General features: G+C 72.4%; 21 protein-coding genes, 1 tRNA gene and 1 pseudogene. 8 read left to right on the top strand and 15 right to left on the bottom strand.

The window, feature by feature from the left end:
* Position 1: 1 nt before the first annotated feature.
* Positions 2 to 1030 carry a Rieske 2Fe-2S domain-containing protein gene (locus tag ACFCZF_RS22475; RefSeq protein WP_376673156.1) on the top strand — a complete coding sequence of 343 codons (1029 nt, stop codon included), beginning with the start codon at positions 2 to 4 and terminating at the stop codon, positions 1028 to 1030.
* Here ACFCZF_RS22475 and ACFCZF_RS22470 read toward each other — a convergent pair.
* The 5 genes and pseudogenes from ACFCZF_RS22470 to ACFCZF_RS22450 all read right to left on the bottom strand — a co-directional run bounded on the left by ACFCZF_RS22470 (position 1009) and on the right by ACFCZF_RS22450 (position 7226).
* Complete coding sequence (locus ACFCZF_RS22470) at positions 1009 to 1557, bottom strand: MarR family winged helix-turn-helix transcriptional regulator (RefSeq protein ID WP_376673155.1); 549 nt, start codon at positions 1555 to 1557, stop codon at positions 1009 to 1011. The genes ACFCZF_RS22475 and ACFCZF_RS22470 overlap by 22 nt on opposite strands.
* Before the next feature lie 178 nt (positions 1558 to 1735).
* Positions 1736 to 3100: an AAA domain-containing protein gene (locus ACFCZF_RS22465; RefSeq protein WP_376673154.1), complete on the bottom strand. Its 1365-nt coding sequence runs from the start codon at positions 3098 to 3100 to the stop codon at positions 1736 to 1738.
* Positions 3101 to 3281: 181 nt separating this feature from the next.
* A complete protein-coding gene (locus ACFCZF_RS22460; RefSeq protein ID WP_376673153.1) occupies positions 3282 to 4922 on the bottom strand; it encodes a hypothetical protein in 1641 nt (546 codons plus the stop codon).
* 287 nt (positions 4923 to 5209) lie between these two features.
* Positions 5210 to 6376: pseudogene (locus ACFCZF_RS22455) on the bottom strand (hypothetical protein); the annotation flags it as partial.
* Positions 6273 to 7226 carry a phosphatase PAP2 family protein gene (locus ACFCZF_RS22450; RefSeq protein ID WP_376673152.1) on the bottom strand — a complete coding sequence of 318 codons (954 nt, stop codon included), beginning with the start codon at positions 7224 to 7226 and terminating at the stop codon, positions 6273 to 6275. The pseudogene ACFCZF_RS22455 and the gene ACFCZF_RS22450, both read right to left, overlap by 104 nt.
* A 197-nt stretch (positions 7227 to 7423) precedes the next feature.
* Here ACFCZF_RS22450 and ACFCZF_RS22445 point away from each other — a divergent pair, with 197 nt between their 5' ends.
* Positions 7424 to 8020, top strand: a complete 597-nt coding sequence (locus ACFCZF_RS22445) for a histidine phosphatase family protein (protein ID WP_376673151.1) — start codon at positions 7424 to 7426, stop codon at positions 8018 to 8020.
* A gap of 143 nt (positions 8021 to 8163) precedes the next feature.
* Here ACFCZF_RS22445 and ACFCZF_RS22440 read toward each other — a convergent pair whose 3' ends face one another.
* Positions 8164 to 9648 (bottom strand): hypothetical protein, encoded by a 1485-nt coding sequence (locus ACFCZF_RS22440; RefSeq protein WP_376673150.1) that lies wholly within the window; start codon positions 9646 to 9648, stop codon positions 8164 to 8166.
* A 296-nt stretch (positions 9649 to 9944) separates the two neighbouring features.
* On the opposite strand from ACFCZF_RS22440, the gene ACFCZF_RS22435 reads away from it, so the two are divergent.
* Positions 9945 to 10328 (top strand): hypothetical protein, encoded by a 384-nt coding sequence (locus ACFCZF_RS22435; RefSeq protein ID WP_375909964.1) that lies wholly within the window; start codon positions 9945 to 9947, stop codon positions 10326 to 10328.
* 171 nt (positions 10329 to 10499) lie between these two features.
* A complete protein-coding gene (locus tag ACFCZF_RS22430) occupies positions 10500 to 11369 on the top strand; it encodes a spermidine synthase (protein ID WP_375909967.1) in 870 nt (289 codons plus the stop codon).
* 1 nt (position 11370) lies between these two features.
* Here the strand turns inward: ACFCZF_RS22430 and ACFCZF_RS22425 are convergent, their stop codons facing one another.
* Positions 11371 to 11946 (bottom strand): hypothetical protein, encoded by a 576-nt coding sequence (locus ACFCZF_RS22425; RefSeq protein WP_375909970.1) that lies wholly within the window; start codon positions 11944 to 11946, stop codon positions 11371 to 11373.
* A 153-nt stretch (positions 11947 to 12099) separates the two neighbouring features.
* Between ACFCZF_RS22425 and ACFCZF_RS22420 the strand changes: the two genes are divergently transcribed.
* From ACFCZF_RS22420 to ACFCZF_RS22410, 3 genes are all read left to right on the top strand, one after another.
* The gene (locus ACFCZF_RS22420; protein WP_375909973.1) at positions 12100 to 12840 is read left to right on the top strand and encodes a response regulator transcription factor; all 741 of its coding nucleotides are present in this window, start codon (positions 12100 to 12102) and stop codon (positions 12838 to 12840) included.
* Positions 12837 to 14249: a sensor histidine kinase gene (locus ACFCZF_RS22415; protein ID WP_376673149.1), complete on the top strand. Its 1413-nt coding sequence runs from the start codon at positions 12837 to 12839 to the stop codon at positions 14247 to 14249. Before ACFCZF_RS22420 ends, ACFCZF_RS22415 begins: the two co-directional genes overlap by 4 nt.
* Before the next feature lie 133 nt (positions 14250 to 14382).
* Complete coding sequence (locus tag ACFCZF_RS22410; protein ID WP_376673148.1) at positions 14383 to 15900, top strand: cellulose binding domain-containing protein; 1518 nt, start codon at positions 14383 to 14385, stop codon at positions 15898 to 15900.
* Positions 15901 to 16001: 101 nt separating this feature from the next.
* On the opposite strand, the gene ACFCZF_RS22405 is transcribed toward ACFCZF_RS22410, so the two are convergent.
* The 4 genes from ACFCZF_RS22405 to ACFCZF_RS22390 form a co-directional block, all read right to left on the bottom strand.
* Positions 16002 to 17441 (bottom strand): GH1 family beta-glucosidase, encoded by a 1440-nt coding sequence (locus tag ACFCZF_RS22405; protein WP_376673147.1) that lies wholly within the window; start codon positions 17439 to 17441, stop codon positions 16002 to 16004.
* 110 nt (positions 17442 to 17551) lie between these two features.
* The gene (locus tag ACFCZF_RS22400) at positions 17552 to 18460 is read right to left on the bottom strand and encodes a carbohydrate ABC transporter permease (protein WP_376673146.1); all 909 of its coding nucleotides are present in this window, start codon (positions 18458 to 18460) and stop codon (positions 17552 to 17554) included.
* A 12-nt stretch (positions 18461 to 18472) separates the two neighbouring features.
* Positions 18473 to 19483, bottom strand: coding sequence for a carbohydrate ABC transporter permease (locus ACFCZF_RS22395; RefSeq protein WP_376673145.1), 1011 nt, complete (start codon positions 19481 to 19483; stop codon positions 18473 to 18475).
* 5 nt (positions 19484 to 19488) lie between these two features.
* Entirely contained in the window at positions 19489 to 20814 is a 1326-nt protein-coding gene (locus ACFCZF_RS22390) for an ABC transporter substrate-binding protein (RefSeq protein WP_376673144.1), read from the bottom strand.
* A gap of 364 nt (positions 20815 to 21178) precedes the next feature.
* Between ACFCZF_RS22390 and ACFCZF_RS22385 the strand changes: the two genes are divergently transcribed.
* Complete coding sequence (locus tag ACFCZF_RS22385; protein WP_376673143.1) at positions 21179 to 22234, top strand: LacI family DNA-binding transcriptional regulator; 1056 nt, start codon at positions 21179 to 21181, stop codon at positions 22232 to 22234.
* A 157-nt stretch (positions 22235 to 22391) separates the two neighbouring features.
* On the opposite strand, the gene ACFCZF_RS22380 is transcribed toward ACFCZF_RS22385, so the two are convergent.
* The 4 genes from ACFCZF_RS22380 to ACFCZF_RS22365 all read right to left on the bottom strand — a co-directional run bounded on the left by ACFCZF_RS22380 (position 22392) and on the right by ACFCZF_RS22365 (position 25236).
* Positions 22392 to 22464, bottom strand: a tRNA-His gene (locus ACFCZF_RS22380).
* Positions 22465 to 22552: 88 nt separating this feature from the next.
* A complete protein-coding gene (gene orn / locus ACFCZF_RS22375) occupies positions 22553 to 23155 on the bottom strand; it encodes an oligoribonuclease (RefSeq protein ID WP_376673142.1) in 603 nt (200 codons plus the stop codon).
* A 152-nt stretch (positions 23156 to 23307) separates the two neighbouring features.
* The gene (locus ACFCZF_RS22370) at positions 23308 to 24495 is read right to left on the bottom strand and encodes a helix-turn-helix domain-containing protein (protein WP_375920034.1); all 1188 of its coding nucleotides are present in this window, start codon (positions 24493 to 24495) and stop codon (positions 23308 to 23310) included.
* Positions 24496 to 24882: 387 nt separating this feature from the next.
* Positions 24883 to 25236: a hypothetical protein gene (locus ACFCZF_RS22365; RefSeq protein ID WP_376673141.1), complete on the bottom strand. Its 354-nt coding sequence runs from the start codon at positions 25234 to 25236 to the stop codon at positions 24883 to 24885.
* Between the last annotated feature and the right edge of the window lie 167 nt (positions 25237 to 25403).

Raw genomic sequence — 25403 nt, 5'->3', positions numbered from 1 at the left:
CATGACCCTCTCGACCTACGACACCGCCGACCACATCTACGCCCACGGCCTGCGCAACCAGTGGCACCCCGTCGTACCGTCCCACTTCGTCGAGCCCGGCGGCATGCGCAGGGTGACCGCCCTCGGCGAGAACTGGCTGCTCTTCCGCAAGTCCGACGGCGCGCTCTCCATGCTCGCCGACCGCTGCCCCCACCGCGGGGCGCCCCTCTCCCTCGGCAAGCACCTCGGCGACCGGGTCGCCTGCTGGTACCACGGCGTCGAGATCGACGGCACCGGCACCGTCACCAGCGTCCCCGGCCTGCCCGGCTGCAACCTGGAGGGCAAGACCCTCGTCACCTCGCTGCCCGTCCGCGAGGTCGGCGGCGCGATCCTCGCCTACTTCGGCGACGAGGAGCACCCCGACCCGGTGGAGCTCACCCTCCCCGAACCGCTGGCCGACGAGGAGATCTCCGCCTTCCTCTGCTACGCCGAGTGGGACGTGCCGTGGCGGTTCGCCATGGAGAACCTGCTCGACCCGATGCACGGCGCGTTCCTGCACTCCGAGTCGCACACCATGTTCGCGGGCGACACGACCGCCAAGTTCCGCATCCGGGAGACCGAGCGCGGCTACTTCTTCGAGAAGACCGACCAACGCGGCGTCAACTTCGACTGGGTCGAGCTGTGCCACACCGGCGTCGACTGGGTGGACCTGTCCATCCCCTACCCGCCGTCGGCCGGTCCCGGAGGGCCGTTCGGCATCGTCGGCATGGCCTGCCCGGTGGACGCCGGGCGCACCGGCGTCTTCTTCTGGCGCTACCGCAAGGTGAGCGACTGGCAGCGCGACACCTGGCGGTTCCTGTACAAGACCCTGATTGAGGCCCGCCACTGGGAGGTCCTGGAGCAGGACCGCGTCATCCTCGAGAGCATGCCCGCGGACGCCGACCAGCGGGAGAACCTCTACCAGCACGACCTGGGCGTGGTCCGCCTGCGCCGCCTCTACCGGACCCAGGCCGAGCGGCAGTCGAAGGCTCAGCCGGTCTCGGCGCGCTGAGTGGGGAGGTCGTCGGAATCCACGATGGACCGCTCCAGCTTGGACAGCAGACGGCCCAGCTGACGACGCTCGGCGGGCGAGATCCCGTCGAGCATCCGGCGTTCGTTCTCCAAGTGCTCGGCGAACACCTCGTCCACCTTCGCCAGCCCGGCCTCGGTGAGCCGCGAGTACACCACGCGCCGGTCACCGGCGTCGCGTTCGCGCACCAGCAGACCGTCCTTCTCCAGCCGGTCGAGCCGCAGGGTCACCCCCGCCGACGAGATCAGCCCGGAGTCCGCGAGCTGCCCGGCAGTCAGCCGGTACGGGGCACCCGCCCGGCGCAGCGCGGTGAGCACGTCGAACCCGGCGACGGACACGCCGTGCTCGTCGAGCCGCGAGGTCATCCGCGACTGGTACTGCAGATACGACCGGTGTAGCCGGGCGAGCACCTCCAGCGGCGAGGTGTCCAGCTCGGGCCGCTCCCGCGCCCAGTCCTCGACGATCCCCGCCACAGCGTCCGGCCGCTTCGCCGCCCTGCCCTGAGCCATGTCTTCCCCTCGCGGCATCTGTTCGGTATGGAAATCTTAGCCCTAAGGGAAATGGCGCATGGGCACCGGCAGCCCGGTCAGGACTGTGACCATCGGCCGCCTCCGGCGGCGTGCCGGATGCCGTCAGGCGGGTTCGGGGGTGGACATGGTCGTCCGTTCGATGGTGCCGGAGGGAGGCTCAGGGCTGCCAATCCACCCGGTGCTCCGCGAGGTGCGCGAGCACCGCGTGGTTCGCCTCCCAGCCGTCCGGGAATTTCACCAGCGTGCCCAACTGGACCGGCTCCGTGGACGGATAGTCGTCCAGCAACTCGCTCACGCCCTCCCGGCAGACCACGATGCACGCGTGCCGGTGCCGGGAGGCCAGGACGCACAGGCGGCCCGTCTCCAGGTGGAAGGCGGTGGCGTCGGGGCGGCCGGAGAGCGGGTGCAGGACGACGGTGACGTCGTACTCGCGGCCCTGGAGCCGGTTCGCCGTGTCCACGGTCACCTCGGTCACCCCGAGGTCGGCCAGCGCGGCCCGGACCGCCGCCGCCTGGTCCCGGTGCGCCGTGCCGACGGCGATGCGGCCGGCGGTCAGGGGGACGGGGTCGGGGGAGCGTTCGGACGTCGCCCTGCCCTCCCGGTCCAGGAGCCGCCGGACCACCGCCGCCACCGCCCGTACCGCCTCCGGATCGGTGCGCGGCGTGTGCCCGGCGGGCAGCTCCAGCAGACCCCAGCCCGAGCGGGCGGCCTCGTCGATCACCTGGTCGGGGCCCGAACCGTCCGACGCCACCGTGAAGGACAGAGCCCGGTCGCCGTGGTCCGTGCCGCTGCGGAACGGCGTGTACGGGTAGAACGCGTCGGAGACGAGCCGTGCCGCCGACGCCGGGAGCCGCCACGACACCGGCAGCCGGTGCTGGGGAAGGGCGGGGTTGTGCGCGAGGAGTGTCGTCACCGCGGAGGCCGACGGGTCGTACGACAGACCCGCCCACTGCTCGCTGCCCACCGTCGCGAACGGATCCAGCTGACCCGGGTCGCCCACGAACAGCGCCCGCTCGAACAGCCCGGCGACCGCCAGCAGCGAATCCGAACGCATCTGGTACGCCTCGTCGACGATCGCGTGCCGCCACGGCTCGTCCACCTTGACGTGCGCCCACTTCGCGGCGGTCGACAGGACGACGGCCTGGCCGGCGAGATCGGCGGCCTTCGCCGACTTGCGTACGTTCGCCAGGTCGTCGAGCGCCTTGTCGTACGGGTCTGCGTCACTGCTGTGCAGGCGGCCCACCGGCAGGTCGGGGTTCTTCTCGGCGAGGCGCAGGACCAGGTCGTCGACCTGGGCGTTGGTCTGCGCCACGACCATCAGGGTCCGGCCGGCCTCGGCCAGCTCCAGCGCCGCCCGTACGACCAGCGTGGACTTGCCGGCGCCGGGCGGGGAGTCGACGACGACACCGCGCTCGGTGCCGTGCAGGGTGTCGTGGAGGATCGCGGCGGTGGCGCGGGCGGCGGCTACACCAGGGTCGCGGACGACCTTCTCCGCGTGATTGGTTACCAAGCGTACCGCCAATGCAACTGATGGTAGTATCGCGACGTGCTGAGCGAGAACCAAGCCAGCACAGCGACCTCCATTCCTTGGGGCAACCGGGCTGGTTCCAACCCGGCTGGCGTTGATCGTGTGAGTCTTGATCGCTCGCTGAGCGACCGAGCAACGTGAGCCTGGAATCTCTTTCGTGCGCGGAAGAGAGGGTTCAAAGGACGTCCTCCTCCGTAGGAGCGTCGGTGGCCTCCGGTGTGGCGGCAGCTTCACCGGGCGGTCCGCCGTGCGTCCACGGGGTCTGGTCCGGGTCGGGCAGCTTCGCCCCGCCCCGCTGCTCGTGTTCGAAGAGGGTGAAGCAGACCAGGTCGCCCTTCTCGGGCACCGACCCGGCCTCGGGCTCCTTGCCGCGGCCCATCTTGTCGACGATCCGCAGGACCAGCCCGCCCTCGTACCCGCCCTCGTACCCGTCCCCGTGCCCGTCCTCGGCGGCCGGTCCGACGTACTCCGCCGCCTGCGGCTTGCCGCCCAGCGACCGGTAGACCTTCACGCGCTCGCCCAGGTGCGGCCGGTCGTCCGTGCGGACCGTGATCAGCGGGCGTGGACTGGGCCGCTTGCTCTCGCTGTACGCCATGACCACGTCGGTGACCTCCCCGGCGAACGCCTCGCCGGACAGCCGCCGCCCGGCCATCACCAGCGGATCGTCCAGCGCCTCCTGGGCCTCCAGCCGGGCCTGTTCACGCTCGCGCGTGGCGAGCTTGTTCGCCGCGGTCACCGCGTCGTCCCGGCGCGGCTGCGGGGGCTCGCCGGACAGGATGCGGTCGCGGTGGGACGTGAACGACCAGCGGTCGCGGGTCCAGCGGTCCTCGACATGCGCCCCGGCGGGCAGTTCCCGCAGCAGGTCCAGGCCCCGCCACACCATGTCCCAGGTGGGCCGCGTACGGCTCTCGACCAGAGTGCGGATCTCCCGCTCGGCGGCGGTGAGCGCGCCGAGCCGTTCGTCGGCCGCCAGGCCGTCCTCGGCGGCGGCGAACGCGGTGCGGGCACGGTCGTAGCGTTCGATGGCGGGGGCGAGCAGCTTGTTGTCGAAGGCCGGGTCGGTGGCCGGGCCCGCGGGCGGGCACAGCAACTGGCCGCCGGCGTCGCGTGCCAGTTCGGCCCGCCGCGCGGCCTGTGCGCCGGTCAGCCCCTCGCCGTCGGCCTCCGGGGCGATCCAGGCCAGCAGCGCCCCCAGGTGCTGGTCCTCCAGCGTGGACTGCCCCGTCGCCCAGTGCCGGCCCAGCAGGTCGGTCATGGCGAGGAGGAGGGAGGAGCCGGGGACCCGGGCCCGCTCGCCGTAGTGGGTCAGCCACCGGCCGAGCAGCGGCACCCTCGGCGGCGCGGGGTGCGGCGTCTCCGGATCCTCCTCCGCCGTACGCCGGAAACGCATCGACCGGCCGAGGAGCCGTGCGAAGTCGATACCGGCCCGGCTCGGCACGATCAGCTGCGCCGCGTCCGCGCACAGGTCGACCTCGACCTTGACCCGCTTGCCCGTCTCCGGGTCGGTCTCGGTGCGCTCGGCGGCCTCGACGCTGTCGGCGTACGCCTCGACGTGCGGCAGCACGATGCCGGCCAGCTCGGCCAGGAACGCGAAGCGCAGGTCGCGGTCGCGGGGCTGCGGGACGACCAGCAGGTGCGGCGCGTCCCGGTCGGTGCCGACCAGGGCGCCGAGCGGGGCACCGGCCTCACCCGCGGTGATCAACGGTACGAAGACCAGCGGACGGTCGGACAGGTGCCGGTGCCGGACGGTGGCGGCGGGCTGGGCGTGTCCGGTACGCACGGCCTCCAGACGGGCAAGCGTCGTGATCAGCGACACCCGCCCACCCCGCTTCCGCTGGCGCCGCTTCCGCCGAGGCCGCTTCCGGCGGCTTCGCTTCCCCCGAGGCCGCTCCCGCCGAGGCCGCTTCCGCCGGCCCCGCTTCCCCCGACGCCGCTTCCGCTGAGGCCGCTTCCCCCGACGCTGCTCCCGCTGAGGCCGCTTCCGCCGACGCTGCTCCTGCTGAGGCCGCTTCCGCCGACGCTGCTTCCGCTGAGGCCGCTTCCCCCGACGCCGCTTCCGCTGAGGCCGCTTCCCCCGACGCCGCTCCCGCCGATTCCGACGCCGGCCGTCGCGAGTGCCTCCGCGCGCAGGCGGGCCGCCCGGCGCAGGGCGGCCACCGTCGGGTCGTCCGGGTCGCCGGACTCTCCGCGGGCCGCCGCCAGCACGTCCTCCACCGTCGACAGACCGCCCAGCTCCGCCCGGACCGGGCGGCCCAGCGAGGTCACCGCGCCGGTCTCGCGGGACCGGGCGCGGCAGTGGAAGGCCAGCTCGCAGGCGGACAGGCACTCGGGCGCGTACGTCGCCGGAACCGCCTCGACCGCCGCCGTCAGCTCCTCGGCCGGCAGCTCGGGGGAGAAGCAGACGCCCTCGGGGAGCGTGTCTGCGATGTCCTCGATGCGGGTCAGCCGGGTCAGCTGGCGGTCGGTGACCGCGCGCTGCTTGCGCACGTCGACGGCGGAGGCGGTGGGCAGGTTGGAGAAGTCCTTGGGGCAGACCAGAAGCACGCGGTGGCGCACGCGCGGGACGGGGTCCAGCCGGGCGGCGACCCGCTCCAGGGCCAGCACGTACACCGCGGCCTGCCGCGCGGCGGCGCCGACCTTCGCCGGGTCGGCGGAGCCGTCCAGCATGGGGAAGGACTTGATCTCGACGACCGTCCAGCTGCCGTCCGGGTGCACCACCACGGCGTCCGGCTCCAGGAAGGCGGGGGACCCGGCGACGTCGAGGGCGACCATCGGGTGGTCGAGCAGCGTCCAGGTCCCAGGCGTGCCGGTGGCCTCCCGCAGGGCCAGCGACGTCCGCGCCGCGCGGCCCTCGGGGCCGGTCGCGGACAGGTCGGGCACCTGCGCGCCGGCGGGAGGTTCGGCGCCCCGGTCCAGCTTCTCGTGCACGAGCCGCAGCAGCTCGGCGCCGCCGTCCGCCTTGACCCGCGCCTCGAAGGCGTTGCCCCGCATGAACGCGAACTGCGACTGTCCGAAGACCGACGGCGAGCCCAGCGCGCTCGCGAGCGAGGCCTTGTCCACCCCGGCACCGTCGAGGATCGCGCGCCGGCGGCACCCGGGGTTGGCGGCGAGGGCGGCCAGGGCCCGCGCGTCCAGCGCCTTGGCCGGTACGTCGGGACCGCGCAGCTCAGCGAGCCGGTGCCGGAGTCTCGTCCCCCGCGTCCGCTGGGGAGGGGTCCGGCTCGGCTCCTGCTCCGAACCGCTGCTCGCGCTGCCGTGGAAATCGCTCACCCGCGGAAGTCTGGCATCCACCACTGACAATCGTGGAACCAGCGACACCCGGGGCCTTCGCGGCCGGTGTGAAACGGGCCGCGATCCGGGTCCGCCCCCGGTCCGCCGTCCGCAGCACGTACGGCGTCAGCAGCAGTCCCGCGCCCATCACGGCCGCGCCCGCGACCGCGTCGAGGAAGTAGTGGTTGGCGGTGCCCATCACCACGATCGTGGTCACCAGCGGATAGACGACGCCGGCCACCTTCGTCGTGCGCGTGCCGCCGTAGCGCCACAGCATCACCCCGCACCACAGCGCCCAGCCCACGTGCAGGCTCGGCATGGCCGCGTACTGGTTGGTCATCCCGCCCAGGCCGCGCGGCGCGCTCGCCTCGCCGCCCCACCAGCCGTACGAGCTGTACTGGGCCATCGTGTCGACGAAGCCGTGGCTCGCGTCCAGCAGCCGGGGCGGGCAGGTCGGCAGCAGGGTGAAGCCGATGAGACCGATGAACGTCGACGTCATCAGCCAGGTACGGGCGGCCCGGTAGCGCACGGTGCGCGAGCGGAAGATCCAGATCAGGAGGGCGGGGGTGACCAGGTAGTGCAGCGACGCGTACCAGAAGTCGGCGGGTATGCCGATCCACGGTTCGCGGGTGAAGAGGCGGTTGAGCGGGTGCTCCGCGTTGAGGAACAGCACCTTCTCTATGCGCAGGATGGCCAGGCCGTGGTCGACGGCGTCGGCGACGTCACCCCGGACCATGAGCCGGCCCGCGGAGTAGAAGGCGTAGACGAGGAGGATGAGCGGCAGTTCGGTCCACCAGCGCAGTCGAGTCTTGGGGGCCGCCTCGGTGCCCGGTGTCTCGGTGTGCGGCAATCCGATCGCCCTCCCCCTTCGTTCTCGCGCGCGCCTGGTCCGACACGGACGTGACACTCTACGGCCTTCGTGCGCGCCGCTTCACTGGGCGCCCTCGGCCCTGATAGACGCCGGGATCGCCCGCCGGGTTGCCCGCGCGCGGCGTGCGCGATGATGGAGTGGTCCCCTCAGACATTTCTCCCGGAAAGGCCCTCTCCATGGCACCGCGCATCCTGCTGGCCCGGCACGGACAGACGGAGTGGTCGCTGTCCGGCAGACACACCGGCAGGACCGACGTACCGCTCCTGGAGGAGGGCAGGCGCGGCGCCAAGCTGCTCGGCGAGCGGCTGCACCGGTCGCCGCTGGACGGGCTGCCCGGCGTCGAGGTGCGCACCAGCCCGCTGTCCCGCGCGCGTGAGACCTGCGAGCTCGCCGGATTCGGTGAGCGGGCCCGGGCCTGGGACACGCTGATGGAGTGGGACTACGGCGCGTACGAGGGCATGACGCCGGACGAGATCCAGGCGGTCCGGCCCGGCTGGCTGATCTGGCGGGACGGGGTGCCCGAGGGGGAGAGCCTGGCGGACGTCACCGCGCGCGCGGACGAGGTCGTCGCGTGGGCGCGTGAGGCGGACGGCGACGTGCTCGTCTTCGCCCACGGGCACATTCTCCGGTCGATCGGGGCGCGGTGGCTGGGGCTGCCGCTGGACTTCGCGGCACGGATACGGCTGAATCCGACGTCGCTGTCGGTGCTGGGGTGGGCGTACGGAGAACCGGCGCTGGAGAGCTGGAACGACCTGGGGCATCTGGCGGGCTGACGTGGGTGCCGGTGCCGGTGCCGGTGCCGGTGCTGGTGCGGGTGCAGGTGGGTGCGCTGCCCGGCGGTGCGGGGTGCCGCTGCGCCCACCCGTGCCGCCCCAGCGGCACGACTGCCCGCAGCTGGGGGAGCGGTGAACCGGGTTCACGCCGTTCGCGGCAGCGCCGCGTGGCGGTTCAGGAAGGCCGAGACGTCCGATGCCCGCCGGTGCGGGAGGAGCACCCGTGCCGTCGCGGACAGCATCGTGTGGACACGGGACGACTGGACCTCGCCCAGCAGGTCCAGAACCCGCATGCCCGCCCCCGCCGCCTCGTCGGGCCGGCCGCCGCGCGCCAGGTCGTCCGCCAGTTCCGCCGAGTACAGCGCGAGGTTCCGGGTGAAGTGCGGGTCCTGCAGTTCGGCCGCCCGGCGCGCGTGCCGGGCCGCCCGGGGCCAGTCGCCCAGGGTGGACCAGCACTGGGCCTCCAGCCCTTCCAGCTCGGCCTCGCCGTAGAAGCTCATCCACTCGGGGTCGGCGTCCGAGGCGCCCCGCCCGAAGAAGGCCTGCGCGCGGGCCAGCGCCTGCTCGCAGCCGACGCGGTCGGCCAGCCCCGCCCAGCCGCCCGCCTCACGCAGCGAGAGCAGGGACATCAGCCGGGCCGAGCCCAGCGGTCGAGCGGCGCGCTGCGCGGCCTGGGCCGCCCGTACCGCCTCGCGCGGGCGCCCGGCGTCGCGGGCCAGGAACGCCATGTTGCAGAAGGCGTGCGCCTCCAGGCCCGCGTCGCCGGTCATCCGGGAAGTGGCGAGGGCCTCGGCGTAGTGGGAGCGCGCGTCGTCGAAGCGCCCGGAGTCGTGCGCCAGCCAGCCCACGGAGATCGCCAGTTCACCGGCGCCCGAGTAGAGCCGGTCGGCTGTCGCCTGCCGGGTCGCGCCGGCGTCCAGCAGCGCGTACGCGGTACGCAGCGGGGCCGCCGCGCGCCGGTAGAGACCGTCGGCGCCGTGCCGGTCGTCGAGCAGCCGGATCCGGCGGACGGCTTCTTCGAGGGCGCCCGCGTCGCCCGCCCCTGCCCTGCGTACGGGGCGCTGGGCCGCCGCGGCGTCGAGAGCGAGCCCCAGGGGGCCCAGCGAGGCGGCGGCCACCGTGGCACCGCTCGTCATGAATGCGCGACGCAGCACGTCGCTCTCCTCGTTGTTGTCGTGCGTGTCGTACGGGTACTGCGTGTTGTGCGGGTCCTGCGCGTTGTGCGGGTCGTGCGTGTCCTGCGTCTCATACGGCTCGCCCGCGCCTCGTTTCTCACTTGTGGCGCGCGGAGACCCTTCGGGGTACGCCGGGGGCGCGTCCTCCGCGGTGCGCGCCCGGCGCCCGCGTACCGACGAGCGGGGCGCGAACCCCAGGTCGGTGAGCGTGCGACCGGGGAACATGTGCAGGAACACCCGCTCGTACGCGTAGTTGGGGCAGCGGATCTCGCCCGCCTCCACCCGGCCGATGTAGCGCGCGTCACAGCTGACCCGCTCGCCGATCTCACGCGCGGACCGGCGCACCGCCGCCGCGAACTCGGCCGGCGAGCGCCTGCCGCGCAACCGCCGGAAGGCGAGGTTCGGCCGCGGTGGCCGGTCGGGCTGGGCGGAGGTCGCCGTTGACGACGCCATGGCCGGGTCCTCTCGTGCGAACCGTCGAACCATGCCGGGACAGGAGCGAGTTACGCGGATTCCTCCGTTTGTCGTCCCTGTTTCCGGCGAGCAAGAACGTACCGGCTGTGACGGAGCGACCACGCGGTGTTTGGCTACAAACCGGATATCTCATCCACGATCTGCCATGAAGTGCCATCCTTTGCGGCTGACTTGTGCCGTAGCCGTTGACGGTCCGACGCGTTGAACCCTGTGGACCGGGAGGCCCCCGACTCCCGACCCGCTCGTCCAAGGAGGAGTTCGTGGTGGAGGCCGGGATGGATACCAGACGGATCAGCGATCCCCCCTGCGACGCCTGCGACGTCGTCACCGTGCCGACCCGGCAGGGTCTGGAGGCGGTCGACATCCTCAGGCGGGGTGCCGGTGAGGCGGTGGGCCCCGTGATCCACGACGACGGCTGCGACACCCTGGGGTTCCTGGTGCCCCCGGGCACGGCCGCCGCCTGGGACGTGCCCGGAAGCACCTGCACGGAGACGGACGGCCGCGGACTGAGCCTCGACCCGGGCCCCGAGCCGCCCGTGGAGGGCTCCGACTGGCTGCTGCCGCCCGGCGAGGCGGACCTGGCGACCGACCCCGCGGTACTGCGGGCCGCGCTGGGCGAGGCGGCCCGCCTGATCGAGGCCGCGGACAGCTGCAGCTGAGCCGCCTCGGCTGATCGAGGCCGCGGACAGCTGCAGCTGAGCCGCCCCGGCTGATCGAGGCCGCGGACAGCCGCAGCCGAGCCGCCCGGCTGATCGAGGCCGCCAACAGCCGCAGCCGAGGCGCCCCGGTCCAGCCGTACGGCGCTGTCCCGGTGCGCCGATAATGGGCCGATGGGAAAGTCCAGGAACGCCCGCCGCGGGCGCGCTGCCGCCGAAGCCGTCGCCGAGAACGTCGACGGCGGGCTCGCCGAGCTGATCCCGGACCGGGAGCGGAGCCGGGCCTGGACGCTGCTGATCGACGGTGCCCCGCAGTCGCACGTCGACCTCGACGACCCGGCGTACCTGTCCTTCGAGTACCAGCGCCGCCTCGGGCACGTCATCGACCTGGCCGCCCCGCCGGGCAAGCCCGTCCAGGCCGTGCACCTCGGCGGCGGCGCCTTCACTCTCGCCCGCTACATCGCCGCCACCCGCCCCCGCTCCACCCAGCAGGTCGTCGAGAAGGACGCCGGCCTGGTCCAGCTGGTCCGCCGGGAGCTTCCCCCGGACCCCGGCGCGCGGATCCGGGTGCGCTCCGCCGACGCCCGCGCCGGGCTGGCCAAGGTGCCCGACGGCTGGGCCCAGCTGGTCGTCGCGGACGTCTTCAGCGGGGCCCGTACCCCGGCCCATCTGACGTCCACCGAGTTCCTGGACGAGGTGCGGCGCGCGCTCGTGCCCGGTGGGGTCTACGCCGCCAACCTCGCCGACGGTCCGCCGCTCGCCCATCTGCGCGGCCAGATCGCCACCGCCGCCGACCGCTTCCCGGAACTCGCCCTCGTCGCCGACCCGGCCGTGCTGCGCGGCAAACGCTTCGGCAACGCGATCCTCGTCGCCTCCGACCACCCGCTGCCGGTCGCCGAACTCACCCGCCGCGCCGCCTCCGACCCGCACCCCGCGCGCGTGGAACACGGCCGCGCGCTGACCGACTTCACCGGCGGCGCGGTACCCGTGACGGACGCGGCGGCGGTGGCCTCCCCGGCGCCGCCCCCGTCCGTCTTCCAGTGACTCAGTAGCTGCCGATCTCCACCCGCGGCGGCCCGTCGTGCCAGGTGCAGAACACCGACACCCGGTCCGCGCCCGAGGTGAACTCCACCCGGATCCACGACTCCGTCTTCCACACCTGCATCGACCAGCCCGCGCCCGGCGTCGCCGACACCAGGGACGCGGACGACGTACCGAGGTCGAAGACCGCGCGGCCGCCGTCGGTGTCGTAGCTCCTGACCCGGCCGGACGTGGTGGGCGAGGGACTCGCCGGAGCCTCGGCGGAGGCGGAGGCGGAGGCGGACGGCGCGGTCCGCGACGGGGCGGGGGACCGCACGTCGGGGGTCCCGCTCGCCTCCCGCGAGGGACTGCCCGACGGCGACGGCCGCCTGGTGGACGAGGCCAGCGATCCCGAACCACCCCCGGCGTCCTCCGACTCCCGCGCCTCCCGCACGGACGCGTCGGCCGCCGTGATGGGCAGGGCGCGGGGGCGGTCGTAGGCCGTGCCCGCCATCACCGTGTGGACGCCCCACCAGGACAGCGTGACCGCCGCGCCGGTGGCGAGCAGCCAGGCGAGTACGTGTACGAGTCCTCTGCGCATCGCGGCCATACTGCCTCACCCGCCACACACGTGTCGCCCGAACGGAGACGGAACGGAGGCGTAACGAGCGCGGAGCCGGAGCGGAACAGGGGCGGGGCCGGAGTTGTCCACAGGCCCCAGCCGGGTTGGTCCGCATGGCGTACGGTGCCGCCCATGGCAAGTGTGCTCGTGGTCGAGGACGACCAGTTCGTACGCTCAGCGCTCATCCGGCATCTGACCGACGCCTCGCACACCGTGCGCAGCGTCGGTACGGCACTGGAGGCGCTGCGCGAGGTCGCCCATTTCCGTTTCGACGTGGTGATCCTCGACCTCGGGCTGCCCGACCTGGACGGCTCCGAGGCGCTGAAGATGCTGCGCGGCATCACCGACGTACCGGTGATCGTCGCCACCGCCCGGGACGACGAGACGGAGGTCGTACGGCTGTTGAACGCGGGCGCGGACGACTACCTCACCAAGCCGTTCTCCGTCGAGCACCTGTCGGCCCGGATGGCGGCCGTACTGCGCCGCGCCCGGACCGGCCCCGCGGAGGCGGCCCCCTCGACCGTCATCCGGGTCGGCGGCCTCACCGTCGACCCGCTGCGCCGCCAGGCCGAACTGGACGGCGCCCGGCTCGACCTGACCCGCCGCGAGTTCGACCTGCTCGCCTTCCTGGCCGGCCGGCCGGGAGTCGTCGTCCCCCGCAAGGAACTGCTCGCCGAGGTCTGGCAGCAGTCCTACGGCGACGACCAGACCATCGACGTCCATCTGTCCTGGCTGCGGCGCAAACTCGGCGAGACCGCGGCCCGGCCGCGCTATCTGCACACCCTGCGCGGTGTCGGCGTGAAACTGGAGCCGCCCACGGAGCCGTCCGCCGGGCCGGCCGCCGGTCTTCCCGGAGTGGAGCCACCACGATGAGATGGGCCCTGGTCAAGGTGTCGCTCGCGGTCACCGCGATGGTGGTGGTCGCCTTCGCGATCCCGCTCGGACTGGTCATCCGGGAAATGGCCCGGGACCGCGCCTTCTCCAACGCGGAGAGGGAAGCGGCCGCCGTCGCCCCGGCACTGTCCATCACCACCGAACGCGAGCAGCTTGAGCGCGTCGTCGCCTCCGCGGGCTCGGACGCCGGCATGGCCGTGCACATACCGGCGACCGGCCAGGAGAACGGCGGCACCGACATCGGTCGGCAGCGCGCCACCGACGAGGACATCGCCGCCGTACGCGAGATGGGCCGTGCCTCCACCACGGAGGTGACCGGCGGCTCCACGCTGCTCCAACCGGTCGCGCTCAGCTCCGGCGAGATCGCCGTCGTCGAGGTCTACGTCCCCGAGTCCGAGGTCACCAACGGCGTCGGCACGGCCTGGGCGGTGCTCGCCGCGGTCGGTGCCGCCCTGATCGTCGGCTCGGTCGCGGTCGCCGACCGGCTGGGCGTACGCATGGTGCAGCCCGCGCAAAGCCTGGTCGAGGGCGCCCACGAACTGGGGGAGGGCAAGCTCGGCGCGCGGGTGCCGGAGGAGGGACCGAACGAACTGCGCCTCGCGGCGGTCGCGTTCAACTCCATGGCCGACCAGGTCGTCCAACTGCTGGCCAACGAACGGGAGCTGGCCGCCGACCTGTCCCACCGGCTGCGTACCCCGCTGACCGTGCTGCGGCTCAACGCGGCCTCGCTCGGCGACGGTCCGGCCGCCGACCAGACCCGGGCCGCCGTCGAGCAGTTGGAACGCGAGGTCGACACGATCATCCGCACCGCCCGGGACGCCAAACCGCAGACGGCCGCGGCCGGCCCCGGGGCCGGCTGCGACGCGGCCGAGGTGGTGCGTGAGCGGATGGGGTTCTGGTCCGCGCTCGCCGAGGACGAGGGCCGCAAGTGGCGGGTGGCCGGCGCCGACCGGCCGGTGCGCATACCCGTGGCCCGCGCGGACCTGGCCGCCTCCCTCGACGCCCTGCTCGGCAACGTCTTCCGGCACACCGCCGAGGGCACGGCCTTCGCCGTCGACCTGCACAACGGCGAGGACGCGGTGATCGTGCTCGTCTCGGACGCGGGTCCCGGCATACCCGACCCCGCCGCGGCGATGGCCCGGGGCCGGGGCTCGGGCAACGACGGGTCGACCGGGCTCGGACTCGACATCGTGCGCCGGCTGGCGGAGTCGACGGGCGGGGACGTACGGATCGGCTCCTCCGTGCTCGGCGGCACCGAGGTGCGGATCTGGATCCAGCTGGACGGACGGGCGACGCCGGCCCGGCAGCGCGGACACCGGGGGGCCGTACGACGCCGTCGGCAGTCCCGGCCGGCCGCGACCATTAATCGGTCCCGATCCCTTCCTTAAGCGCACCCTAAGATCGCCGACCAGCGCCCGGATCAGGATCTTTGCCCGTTTCGAGCTCGCTAGCGTGCTGCCGCACCCCACCCCCCCCACGCACCCCCTGGCGGGGCCCGTGAACAGCGAAGGCAGGCACGCGATGAGCACACACCGACGCAGGATCAGTGGCAGGAACAAGGCGATCGGCACACTCGTCGCGGCGGCCGTGGCCGGCGGTGGGGCGCTGATGTTCACCGGCACCGCCCAGGCCGCCGGAGTGGGGGCCGCGTACACGAAGACCAGCGAGTGGTCGACGGGCTACACAGCCCAGTACGTCGTCACCAACAACAGCGGGCAGGCCAAGACGGACTGGACCCTGGAGTTCGACCTGCCCTCCGGCGCGAAGCTCGGCTCGCTGTGGAACGCCGAGTCGAGCGTCAGCGGGCAGCATGTCACCGTGACCCCGCCGAAGTGGGACGGCGACGGTCTGCGGGCCGGCGAGTCCGTCACGGTCGGCCTGGTCGTCAACGGCACCGACGAACCGACCGGTTGCCTCATCGACGACGCCGAGTGCTCGGCGGACCAGGGCGCCACCCCCGAGCCCAGCGGCCGCCCCACCGAGCCCCCCGCCCCGACGCCCACGCCGACCCCCACCCCGACCGGCACGGCCACCGCCGAGCCGACACCGACCGACACGGCCACCACCCCGGCGCCCACCGAGACCCCCGGCAACGGCAACGGCAACGGCAACGGCAACGGCAACGGCAACGGCAACGGCACCGAGACCGGCGCCGGCTTCGCGCCCTACGTCGACACCTCCCTCTACCCGGCCTTCGACCTGGTCGCGAGCGCCGAGGCGACCGGCGTGAAGAACTACAACCTCGCCTTCGTCACCGACGGCGGCGGCTGCACCCCCAAGTGGGGCGGCGTCACCGACCTCGCGAGCGACGCCGTGGCGAACCAGATAGGCGCCCTGCGCGCCGAGGGCGGCGACGTCCGCGTCTCCTTCGGCGGCGCGGCCGGCTCCGAACTGGCCACGACGTGCACGACGGCGGACGCGCTGGCGGCGGCGTACGGCAAGGTCGTGGACACCTACGAGCTGACCAAGGTCGACTTCGACGTCGAGGGCGGCGCCCTGCCCGACACGGCCGCCAACACCCGTCGTTCGCAGGCCATCGCCGAACTGCAGCAGCAGCACCCGGACCTGGACGTCTCCTTCACCCTGCCGGTGATGCCCGAGGGCCTGACCCAGGCGGGCGTCGACCTCCTCGCCGACGCGAAGAAGAACGGCGTGGAGATCGACAACGTCAACATCATGGCGATGGACTACGGCCCCGCCTACAGCGGCGACATGGGCACCTACGCCGAGCAGGCCGCCACCGCCACCCAGGCCCAGGTCAAGGGCGTCCTCGGCCTCTCCGACAGCGAGGCCTGGAAGACGGTCGCCGTCACCCCGATGATCGGCGTCAACGACGTCGTCACCGAGGTCTTCAAGGTCGACGACGCCACCCAGCTGGTGAAGTTCGCCGAGTCCAAGGGGATCGGCTGGCTGTCGATGTGGTCCGCGACCCGCGACAAGGCCTGCCCGGGTGGCCCGAAGTCCGCGGCCGACGCGACGTGCAGCTCCATCGACCAGGAGAAGGACGCCTTCGCGAAGGCCTTCGCCGCCTACAACTGACCCGGCGCACACCCCACAAGCCGGGGCGCGGCACCCCCCGTGGAATGCCGCGCCCCCGCCCCGCCCCTCCCCCCCCGGGCCCCGGTCCCGGGGACAGCGGTCTACTCGGCCGACTCCACCGGCGGCAGCGTCCCCGTACGCGCCGCGCGCCCGTACCAGAGGGCGCTCGACTTCGGGGTGCGCTGCTGGGAGGCGTAGTCGACGTACACCGCGCCGAACCGCTTCTCGTAGCCGTAGGCCCACTCGAAGTTGTCCAGCAGGGACCACAGGTAGTAGCCGCGGACGTCGGCGCCGTCGGCGATGGCCCGGCGGACCGCCCTGAGGTGGCCGTCCAGGTAGGCGACCCGATCGGGGTCGTGGACCGTGCCGTCCGCGCCGGGCTTGTCGTCGTAGGCGGCGCCGTTCTCGCTGACGTACAGCGGCAGGCCGGGAGCCTCGCGGTCGTAGCGCATGATCAGCTCGTGCAGGCCGGTCGGGTCGACGCTCCAGCCCATCTCCGTACGGTCGCCCGGCGGCTGGTGGAACGCCACGTCGTCCGCGGCCGGCCACGGCGAGTGGTCGCTCGCGCCGTGTCCGTCGGCGCGCGGGGCACGGGAGTCGACGTCGGCCGCCGACACCACGGTGGGCGTGTAGTAGTTGAGGCAGATCGCGTCCAGCGGCTGGCGGATCAACCCCAGGTCGCCGTCCTCGACGTGCGACCAGTCGGTCACCGACGCCGTCGCCTCCAGCAGGGTGGCCGGATAGGCGCCGTGCAGGATCGGGCCGTGGAAGATCCCGCCGGACAGGTCGTCGATCTTCCGTGCCGCCGCCAGGTCCGCGGGCTGCCGCGACAGCGGCCGGACCACGGAGGTGTTCAGGCTGATCGCCACCGAGTTGCGGGCCGGCATCACCGAACGCAGGGCCACCGTGCCCAGGCCGTGCGCCAGGTTCAGGTGGTGCGCGGCGCGCAGCGAGGCCGCCGGGTCGGTACGGCCGGGGGCGTGCACCCCGGAGGCGTAGCCCAGGAAGGCGGTGCACCACGGCTCGTTGAGCGTGATCCACTGCTCGACCCGGTCGCCGAGCGCCTCGCCGACGATCTGCGCGTACTCGGCGAACCGGTAGGCCGTGTCCCGCTCGGGCCAGCCGCCCGCGTCCTCCAGCTCCTGCGGCAGGTCCCAGTGGTAGAGGGTGACGGCCGGCTTGATCCCGGCGGCCAGCAGCTCGTCCACCAGGCGCCTATAGAAGTCCAGGCCGCGCTGGACCGCGGGGCCGCGGCCGGTCGGCTGCACCCGGGGCCAGGAGATGGAGAAGCGGTAGGCGCCCAGACCCAGCTCGGACATCAGCGCCACGTCGTCGCGGTAGCGGTGGTAGTGGTCGACAGCGATGTCACCGGTCTCGCCACCGGCCGTCTTCCCCGGCGTATGGCTGAAGGTGTCCCAGATCGAGGGGGTACGGCCGTCCTCCCGCACCGCGCCCTCGATCTGGTACGCCGAGGTCGCGGCGCCCCACAGGAAGGCAGGGGGGAAGGTCACCGGGGTCACCGGCGTTGCGGACTCAAGCATGGAAGCGCTCCCATAGCAGGTCGTGACGGGTCGGAAAGACCGACGTGTAGTGATGGCGAGGGGGGAGGGCGGGGCCGGGGCGGCGGTGACCCGGCCCCCGAGGTGAGGTGTCAGCCCTTGACGGCGCCCTGCATGATGCCGCCCACGATCTGCTTGCCGAAGATCGCGAAGACCAGCAGCAGGGGCAGCGTGCCGAGCAGCGCGCCGGCCATGATCAGGGCCTGGTCGGGGGTGAAGCCGCGGCCGAGGCCCGCCACCGCGACCTGCACGGTCGGATTGCCGTTCTGCGTCAGCACCAGGAACGGCCACAGGAAGTCGTTCCACACCTGCACGAACGTCAGCATGCCCAGCACGGCCATCGCGGGCCGCGCCGTCGGGAACACCACGTGCCAGATCACCCGCCAGCTGCTGGCGCCGTCCACGCGGGCGGCCTCGATGATCTCGTCCGGCAGCGCCTGGAGCAGGTACTGCCGCATGAAGAACACGCCGAACGCGCTGACCAGGGACGGGAAGATCACCGCCTGGAGCTGGTCGGACCAGTCCAGCTTGGCGACCATCATGTACAGCGGGATGACGCTGAGCTGCGGCGGCACCATCATCGTGCCGACCACGACCAGCATCAGCGCGTTGCGCCCCCGGAACTTCAGCTTGGCGAAGGCGAAGCCGGCGATCGTCGCCATGAAGACGACGGTGGCCGAGGAGATCCCCGCGACGATCGTGGTGTTGAGGATCGCCTCGCCCAGGTTGGCGTCGTTCCAGGCGATCTCCAGTTTGTCGAAGAGGTTGGAGCCGAACCAGAGCGGCGGCGGGGTCTGGGCCAGCCGCTGGTTGTCGCGGGAGGCGGCGATCGCCGTCCACACCAGCGGGAACAGCGAGCCGAGCGTGAACAGGGCGAGGATGATGTACGCGATCGGTCCGGCGTGCAGTTGCCCGCCGGCCCGGGACGCCTTGGACCGGCGGCGTCGCCGGTCAGGCTCGGACACCGGCTCGGCCGGGGGTTTCGTCAGGGTCGTCGTCACGGCCGGTTCTCCTTAACCACTGGCGCGCAGCCGGCGCGAGATGACGTAGTTGACGAGCCCGATCACGATGAGGATCAGGAACATCGTCCAGGCGATCGCGGAGGCGCGGCCCAGGTGCTGGTTGACCCAGCCCTGCTCGTACAGGTACAGGCCGAGCGTCTGGAACTGGTGCTGGCCGCCGCCCGAGGCGCCCTTGTTGGCGTCGAACAGCAGTGGCTCACCGAACAGCTGCGAGGCGCCGATGGTCGAGACGACGACCGTGAACAGGATCGTCGGACGCAGCGCGGGCAGCGTGACGTGGATGAACTGCCGCCACCGGCTGGCACCGTCCAGCGCCGCCGACTCGTACAGGTCCTGCGGGATCGCCTGCATCGCCGCCAGGTAGATCAGCGCGTTGTAGCCGGTCCAGCGCCAGATGACGATCGACGAGACGGCGAACTGGGACGCCCACTTGTCGTTCTGCCAGTCGACCTTGCCCAGGCCCACCGAGTCGAGAACCCAGTTGATCATGCCGTAGTCGCGGCCGAAGAGCAGCACGAAGACCAGCGCGGCGGCGGCGATCGACGTGGCGTACGGCGCGAGCATGATGACGCGGTAGAAGGTGGAGCCGCGCAGCTTGTAGTTGAGGATGTGCGCCAGACCCATCGCCATCATCAGCTGCGGCACCGTGGAGATGATGCCGATGGTCAGCGTGTTCTTCGCGGCGTTCCAGAAGAAGTCGTCGTCGAAGATCCTGGTGTAGTTGTCCAGCCCCGTCCACGCCATGTCGGTGGGCGCCGTCAGCTCCACCGTGTGCAGCGAGGCCCAACCGGTGTAGATCAGCGGGAACAGGCCGAACGCGGCGAAGAACACGAAGAACGGGGCGACGAACGCGTACGGGCTCCAGCGCATGTCCCGCTGCCAGCGGCGGGAGAGCCGGGCCCGCTTCCTCGCCGCCTCGGGGGAGACCGCGTCACCGGGCGGTCGGCCCGGGGCCGCGCCCCCCTTCGCGGGGGGCGCGGCGGTGTCGTGCCGGGTGGTCATTCCGGTCACTTCTCCAGATTGTTGTCGATGGTCTTGGTGGCGTTCTCCCAGGCCTCCTCGGGCGACTTGCCCTGGGTGACGAGGATGACGCCGTTGTCGGTCAGACCCTGCTGGATGATCTGGTCCTTCGGGCCGATCACCTGGGCCGGGATGGCCTCGGCGGCCTTGGCGAAGATGTCACCGATCGGCGCGGCACCGGTCATCTCGTTCTTCGCGTCCGTCACCTGGGGCAGCTTGTAGGCGGCCGGGGCGCTCGGGAAGCTGCCCTGCACGGCGAAGAGCTTCGCCTGCTGCTCCGGCGCGGTCAGCCAGGCGACCAGCTTCTGCGCCTCCTTCACGTTCTTGCCGCTCTTGGGCACGCCCAGGAAGGAGCCGCCCCAGTTGCCGGACTTCGGAGCCACGGCCACGTCCCACTTGCCGGCCGCCTCGGGCTGCGACTTGCCCTTGATGTAACCGAGCATCCACGGCGGGCAGGCGACGGTGGCGAACTGGCTGTTCGCGATGGTCTGATCCCAGGCCGGCTGGAACTGGGTCTGCGCCTGGACCAGGCCCTCCTCGGCGGCCTTCGCGGTCAGGTCGAAGGCCTCCTTGACGGCGGGGTTGGTCTTGTAGACGACCTCGCCGGAGGAGTCGTAGAACCTCTCCTCCTCACTGCTGAGGATGGCGTTGATCAGACCGCCGGGGGAGTCCATGAAGTAGGTGTCCTTGCCGGCACTCTTCTTGTACTTCTCGCCGGCCTCGACGAACTTCTTCCAGTCGCCGGCCCACAGGGCGCCGACCTCGTCGCGGTCGGTGGGCAGGCCCGCCTTCTCGAAGAGGTCCTTGCGGTAGCAGATGGCCATCGGGCCGATGTCGGTGCCGAGGCCGACCGCCTGGCCGTCCTTGGTGACGCCCTGCTTCCACTTCCAGTCCAGCCAACTGCCCGGCTGGACGCCCTCGACCTTGGACATGTCGGCGAACTTGTCCGCCTGGGTCTCGACGACCTCGGCTATGTTGCCGACCTCGATGGCCTGGATGTCCTGCAGGCCGCTCTCGGTGGTGAGGTGGTTGACCAGAGCGGGGTAGTAGTTCTCGTTCCGCTCGGTGACGGTCTCCTCGACGTTGATGTCGGGGTTGAGCTTCTCGTACTCCTCGTAGAGGCCGGCCTCCTTGAAGCCCATGGCGCCGAACAGGCCGAGGGTGATGGTGGTCTTGCCGCTGCTGTCGCCCGACGACGTGCTGTCCTCGTCGTTGCCGTCGTCGGCGCAGCCGGCCAGCAGCCCGGCGCCCAGCGACGCGATGGCCGCGACGACCACCGCCCTGCGGGCGGATCGATTGCGTGCTGCTCGCATTGCGTCCTCCTGTTGCCCTGACGTGCCGACCCCCCGGCCAACTACATGGTTGGGACCGCTGCTTCATGTGGTTCGTCCGACGCTGCGGCTCGGGCGGGGAACGTGCGGGATGTGTATGTGCCAGGTAGTGTGGGAGCGCTCCCACAAGTGATGTGTTGAAGAGTCGTCGGTCCGGGCGGGGGTGTCAAGGGAGCGGACGCGACGAAGTGCGTTCAGTTATCGGCCTGTTAACTGGACGCCGCGAGCGGCGTCGAGGCACCTCCGTACGGCGGGCGGCGGCCCGGAGCCGGTCATTACACCCGACCGGCCTGTTAAATTCCAGGCCAGCCGCAGAGTGCGGGGGTGTCGACGGGAGGCGGAGCCGATGGCAAGCCACGGAGCGCGTGGGCGGAGCGGTGGCCGGCCCACCCTCGAAGAGGTGGCGGCACGGGCGGGCGTCGGCAGAGGCACGGTCTCCCGGGTGATCAACGGCTCGCCCCGGGTCAGCGACGCGACCCGGGCGGCGGTGGAGGCGGCGGTCGCGGAACTCGGCTACGTTCCGAACACGGCGGCGCGCGCCCTGGCCGCGAACCGCACGGACGCCATCGCGCTGGTGGTGCCCGAGCCGGAGACCCGCTTCTTCGCGGAACCGTACTTCTCGGACATGCTGAAGGGCGTCGGCTCCGAACTGTCCGACACCGAGATGCAACTGCTGCTGATCTTCGCGGGCAGCGACCGGGAGCGGCAGCGGCTCGCCCAGTACCTGGCCGCGCACCGCGTGGACGGCGTCCTGCTGGTCTCGGTGCACGCCGACGATCCGCTGCCCGACCTGCTGTCCCAGCTGGAGATCCCCGCGGTGATCAGCGGCCCGCGCTCGGCCCGGGAGTCGCTGGCGTCGGTGGACTCGGACAACTACGGCGGCGCCCGCTCGGCCGTCGAACACCTGCTGTCCCGCGGCCGCCGCCACATCGCGCACATCACCGGCCGCCTCGACGTCTACGGTGCCCAGCGGCGCGTCGACGGCTACCGCGAGGCCCTGCGCGACGCGGGCCACCCCGCGGACGAACAGCTGATCGAGGCGGGGGACTTCACGGAGGAGGGCGGGCGCGGCGCCATGGTGGAACTGCTGCGCCGCCGCCCCGACCTGGACGCCGTCTTCGCCGGCTCGGACGTCACCGCGGCCGGCGCCCGCCAGGCCCTGCGCGAGGCGGGCCGCCGCATCCCGGACGACGTGGCGCTGGTCGGCTACGACGACTCGGCCATAGCCCGCCACATGGAGCCGCCGCTGACCAGCGTGCGGCAGCCCATCGAGGAGATGGGCCGCGCGATGATAGACCTGCTGCTGACCGAGATCGCGGACCGCCGCCCGGCGGCCTCGCGGGGGCTGGAGCGACACCAGGTGGTGCTGGCGACGGAGCTGGTGGAACGGGCGTCGTCGTGACGCCGGCGGGGGGAGGCGGGGCGTCGGCCGGTGACCTCTCCCCGGGGGCATCGGCCGCTGCGCGGCCTCGTCGTCGGTCCGGTGTGCGAGGGACGGTGTGCCAGGGAACGCAGTCAGCCGGTGACCTTCTCGCGAAGGTCACCGGCTGACGGATCAGGGTGAGTGACGGGACTTGAACCCGCGGCCACCTGGACCACAACCAGGTGCTCTACCAACTGAGCTACACCCACCATGGCCGGTCTTCGGAACCCGTGGTGGGCTTCCCCGACCGGCTGAGAAAAAGTGTACAGGGTCCGAAGGGGTGCTCGCGCACGCCTTTTAGCTGGCGGGCAGGACGTGCTTCGCGGCGATCGCCTTGGCGGTTTCGGAGTCGGGACCGGGCTGCGGGACGAAGACCGCTTCCCGGTAGTAGCGCAGTTCGGCGATGGATTCGCGGATGTCGGCGAGCGCGCGGTGGTTGCCGTTCTTCTTGGGGCTGTTGAAGTACGCCCTCGGGTACCAGCGGCGGGCCAGCTCCTTGATCGAGGAGACGTCGACGATCCGGTAGTGGAGGTAGTCCTCCAGCGTCGCCATGTCCCTCAGCAGGAAGCCGCGGTCGGTGCCGACCGAGTTGCCGCACAGCGGGGCCTTGCCGGGCTCCTTCACGTGCTCCTGGACGTAGGCCAGGACCTGCGCCTCGGCGTCCGCCAGCGTCGTGCCGCCGTCGAGCTCGGCGAGCAGGCCGGACGCGGTGTGCATCTGACGCACCACCTCCGGCATCGTCTCCAGGGCCCGCTCCGGCGGACGGATGACGATGTCGACGCCTTCCCCGAGGATGTTCAGCTCGGAGTCGGTGACGAGGGCGGCCACCTCGATGAGAGCGTCGTCGGACAGCGAGAGGCCGGTCATCTCGCAGTCGATCCACACCATGCGATCGTTCATGCGGACACTTTACGGGGGGCGCCTGTCTTCCGGTCCTCGGCGTCGGTGCCGGGCTCGCTGGGGGCTGCCGCCCCCAGGCCCCCGCTTCGGCCTGGACGGCCTCGTCCTCAAACGCCGGACGGGCTGACCACGCCCGCCCGGCGTTCACGGGTTCACGGCGCGCTGCGCTGCCCCGGCAGGCTCGCCGCCGCGGCGGGCAGCGGTGCTGCCGTGCGGCGGGACTGGAACGGGACCGCGTTCTCCGCCGACAGCGGGGCCGGCTCCGGCGGTGCGCTGGGCCGTGGGCCACCGGACGACTCCGGGTCCACGGCGCGGTCGCCCTGCGGGCGGCGGGCCCGGTAGGCCGCCCGGTAGGCGGCCGGGGACGAACCGAGCTGGCGGCGGAAGTGGCCGCGCAGTGCCACCGGGGAGCGGAAGCCGCAGCGGCCCGCGACCTCGTCCACCGAGTAGTCGGACGTCTCCAGCAGGCGCTGCGCCTGAAGCACCCGCTGGGTGATCAGCCACTGCAGCGGGGCGCTGCCGGTGAGTGACCGGAAGCGGCGGTCGAAGGTACGGCGGCTCATGTACGCGCGGGCCGCCAGCGTCTCCACGTCGAACTGCTCGTGGAGGTGCTCCAGCGCCCAGGCGACGACCTCGGCGAGCGGGTCGGCGCCGATCTCCTCCGGTAAAGACCTGTCGAGGTAGCGCTCCTGGCCGCCCGAGCGGCGCGGCGGGACCACCAGGCGGCGGGCCAGCGCGCCGGCCGCCTCGTTGCCGTGGTCCGTGCGCACTATGTGCAGGCACAGGTCGATGCCGGCCGCGGTGCCCGCCGACGTCAGCACGTCGCCGTCGTCCACGAACAGTTCGCGCGGATCGACGTGCACCGACGGATAGCGCTTGGCCAGCGTCGGCGCGTACATCCAGTGGGTGGTCGCGGGGCGGCCGTCGAGCAGGCCCGCCGCCGCGAGCACGAAAGCGCCGGTGCACAGCCCGACTATGCGGGCGCCCTCCTCGTGCGCCCGGCGCAGTGCGTCGAGCGCGTCCTCCGGTGGCGGAGAGGTGATCGACCGCCAGGCGGGCACCACGACGGTGCCGGCCCGGGAGATCGCCTCCAGGCCCTGGGGCGCGGTGAGTTCCAGGCCGCCCGTGGTCCGCAGCGGGCCCTCCTCGCCGGCGCACACCAGCAGCCGGTAGCGCGGCACGCCGGCGTCCTGGCGGTCGATCCCGAACACCGACAGCGGTATGGAACTCTCGAAGATGGGGCCGCCGCTGAACAGCAGCACCGCGACGATCTCCTTGCGGCGTCGACCGGAGAGCTTCCGGGCCGCCGATTCCGGCGCGGCAGTGGAGTCGTGGCTCATAACTGCTAAGCCCCCCTCGGTGGTCGCGGCGCCCTGATCCTTTCGGGTCTGTCGCTCCAACACGTTTCCCCTCGGTCCTGCACGAGTCCCCCGCCGTAGACAGTCAAGATCGAATCTACTGTGTCCCATCGCGCCGAGGTGGCCGGTTCGGCACCTGGGACATTGTCGACATGGCAACTTGGCGTGAAGCAGTCGATCACGAAGCGTGGCACTCCGGGGCGCCACAGGGAAGTGCGCCTTGTCGCAGTGGCCAATCCCCGTAGGGTGCGCAGGGTCCCTGAGACCCTTTCCGTGCAGGTGGAACGGGGGTTGGGGGGTGGTGGGGGACAGGGATGAGCCACCATCAGAAGTTGGCTGAAAAGAAGCGGACGCGTGCGCGGAAACCGGTCAGTCGACCGGTGTCTTTTCCCCGGCGTGCCGTCCGCTCCTGCGTGTGGGCGGCCCGGCCCGGTGCCGGCGTCCGGCCCCCGCCGGGCGATTCCCGCCGGTCGGCCGGGCCGCGGCGCGCTCGGAGCGGCGCAGCAGCAGGCGGCAGGCGCCGGTGACGGCGGCCAGGCCGAGGGCCGTGCCGGCGGTGCCGGCGAAGGAGGTGCCGTACCAGAGGAGTACGACCGGGACGAGGAAGCAGCTGAAGGCCGCCCAGCGGACGAGGTCGGTGACGCCGTCCCGGGGCGGCGCGGCCGGATCGGGGAGGGCGGGTGCACCGGACGGCGGCTCGGGGGGCTGGTGCGGTCCGGACATGCGTCCTCCCTGGGGCTGGCGGCATGGAGATCAACGCTTGTGCGAAGCGCCGGTCACGACCGATCACCGACAGTTGAATCCTGTGCAAACCGCCTGTACAGCGCAGCAACCATTGCGTTACGGGCGCCCCCTCGGGCATGCTCCGGGGAACCCGCGGCGGACCGTAC

The sequence above is a fragment of the Streptomyces sp. NPDC056296 genome (genome assembly GCF_042268605.1).
Classification (GTDB): domain Bacteria; phylum Actinomycetota; class Actinomycetes; order Streptomycetales; family Streptomycetaceae; genus Streptomyces.
Note: the sequence above shows the minus strand (reverse complement) of the source record. Positions and strands in the feature narration are given on the sequence as shown.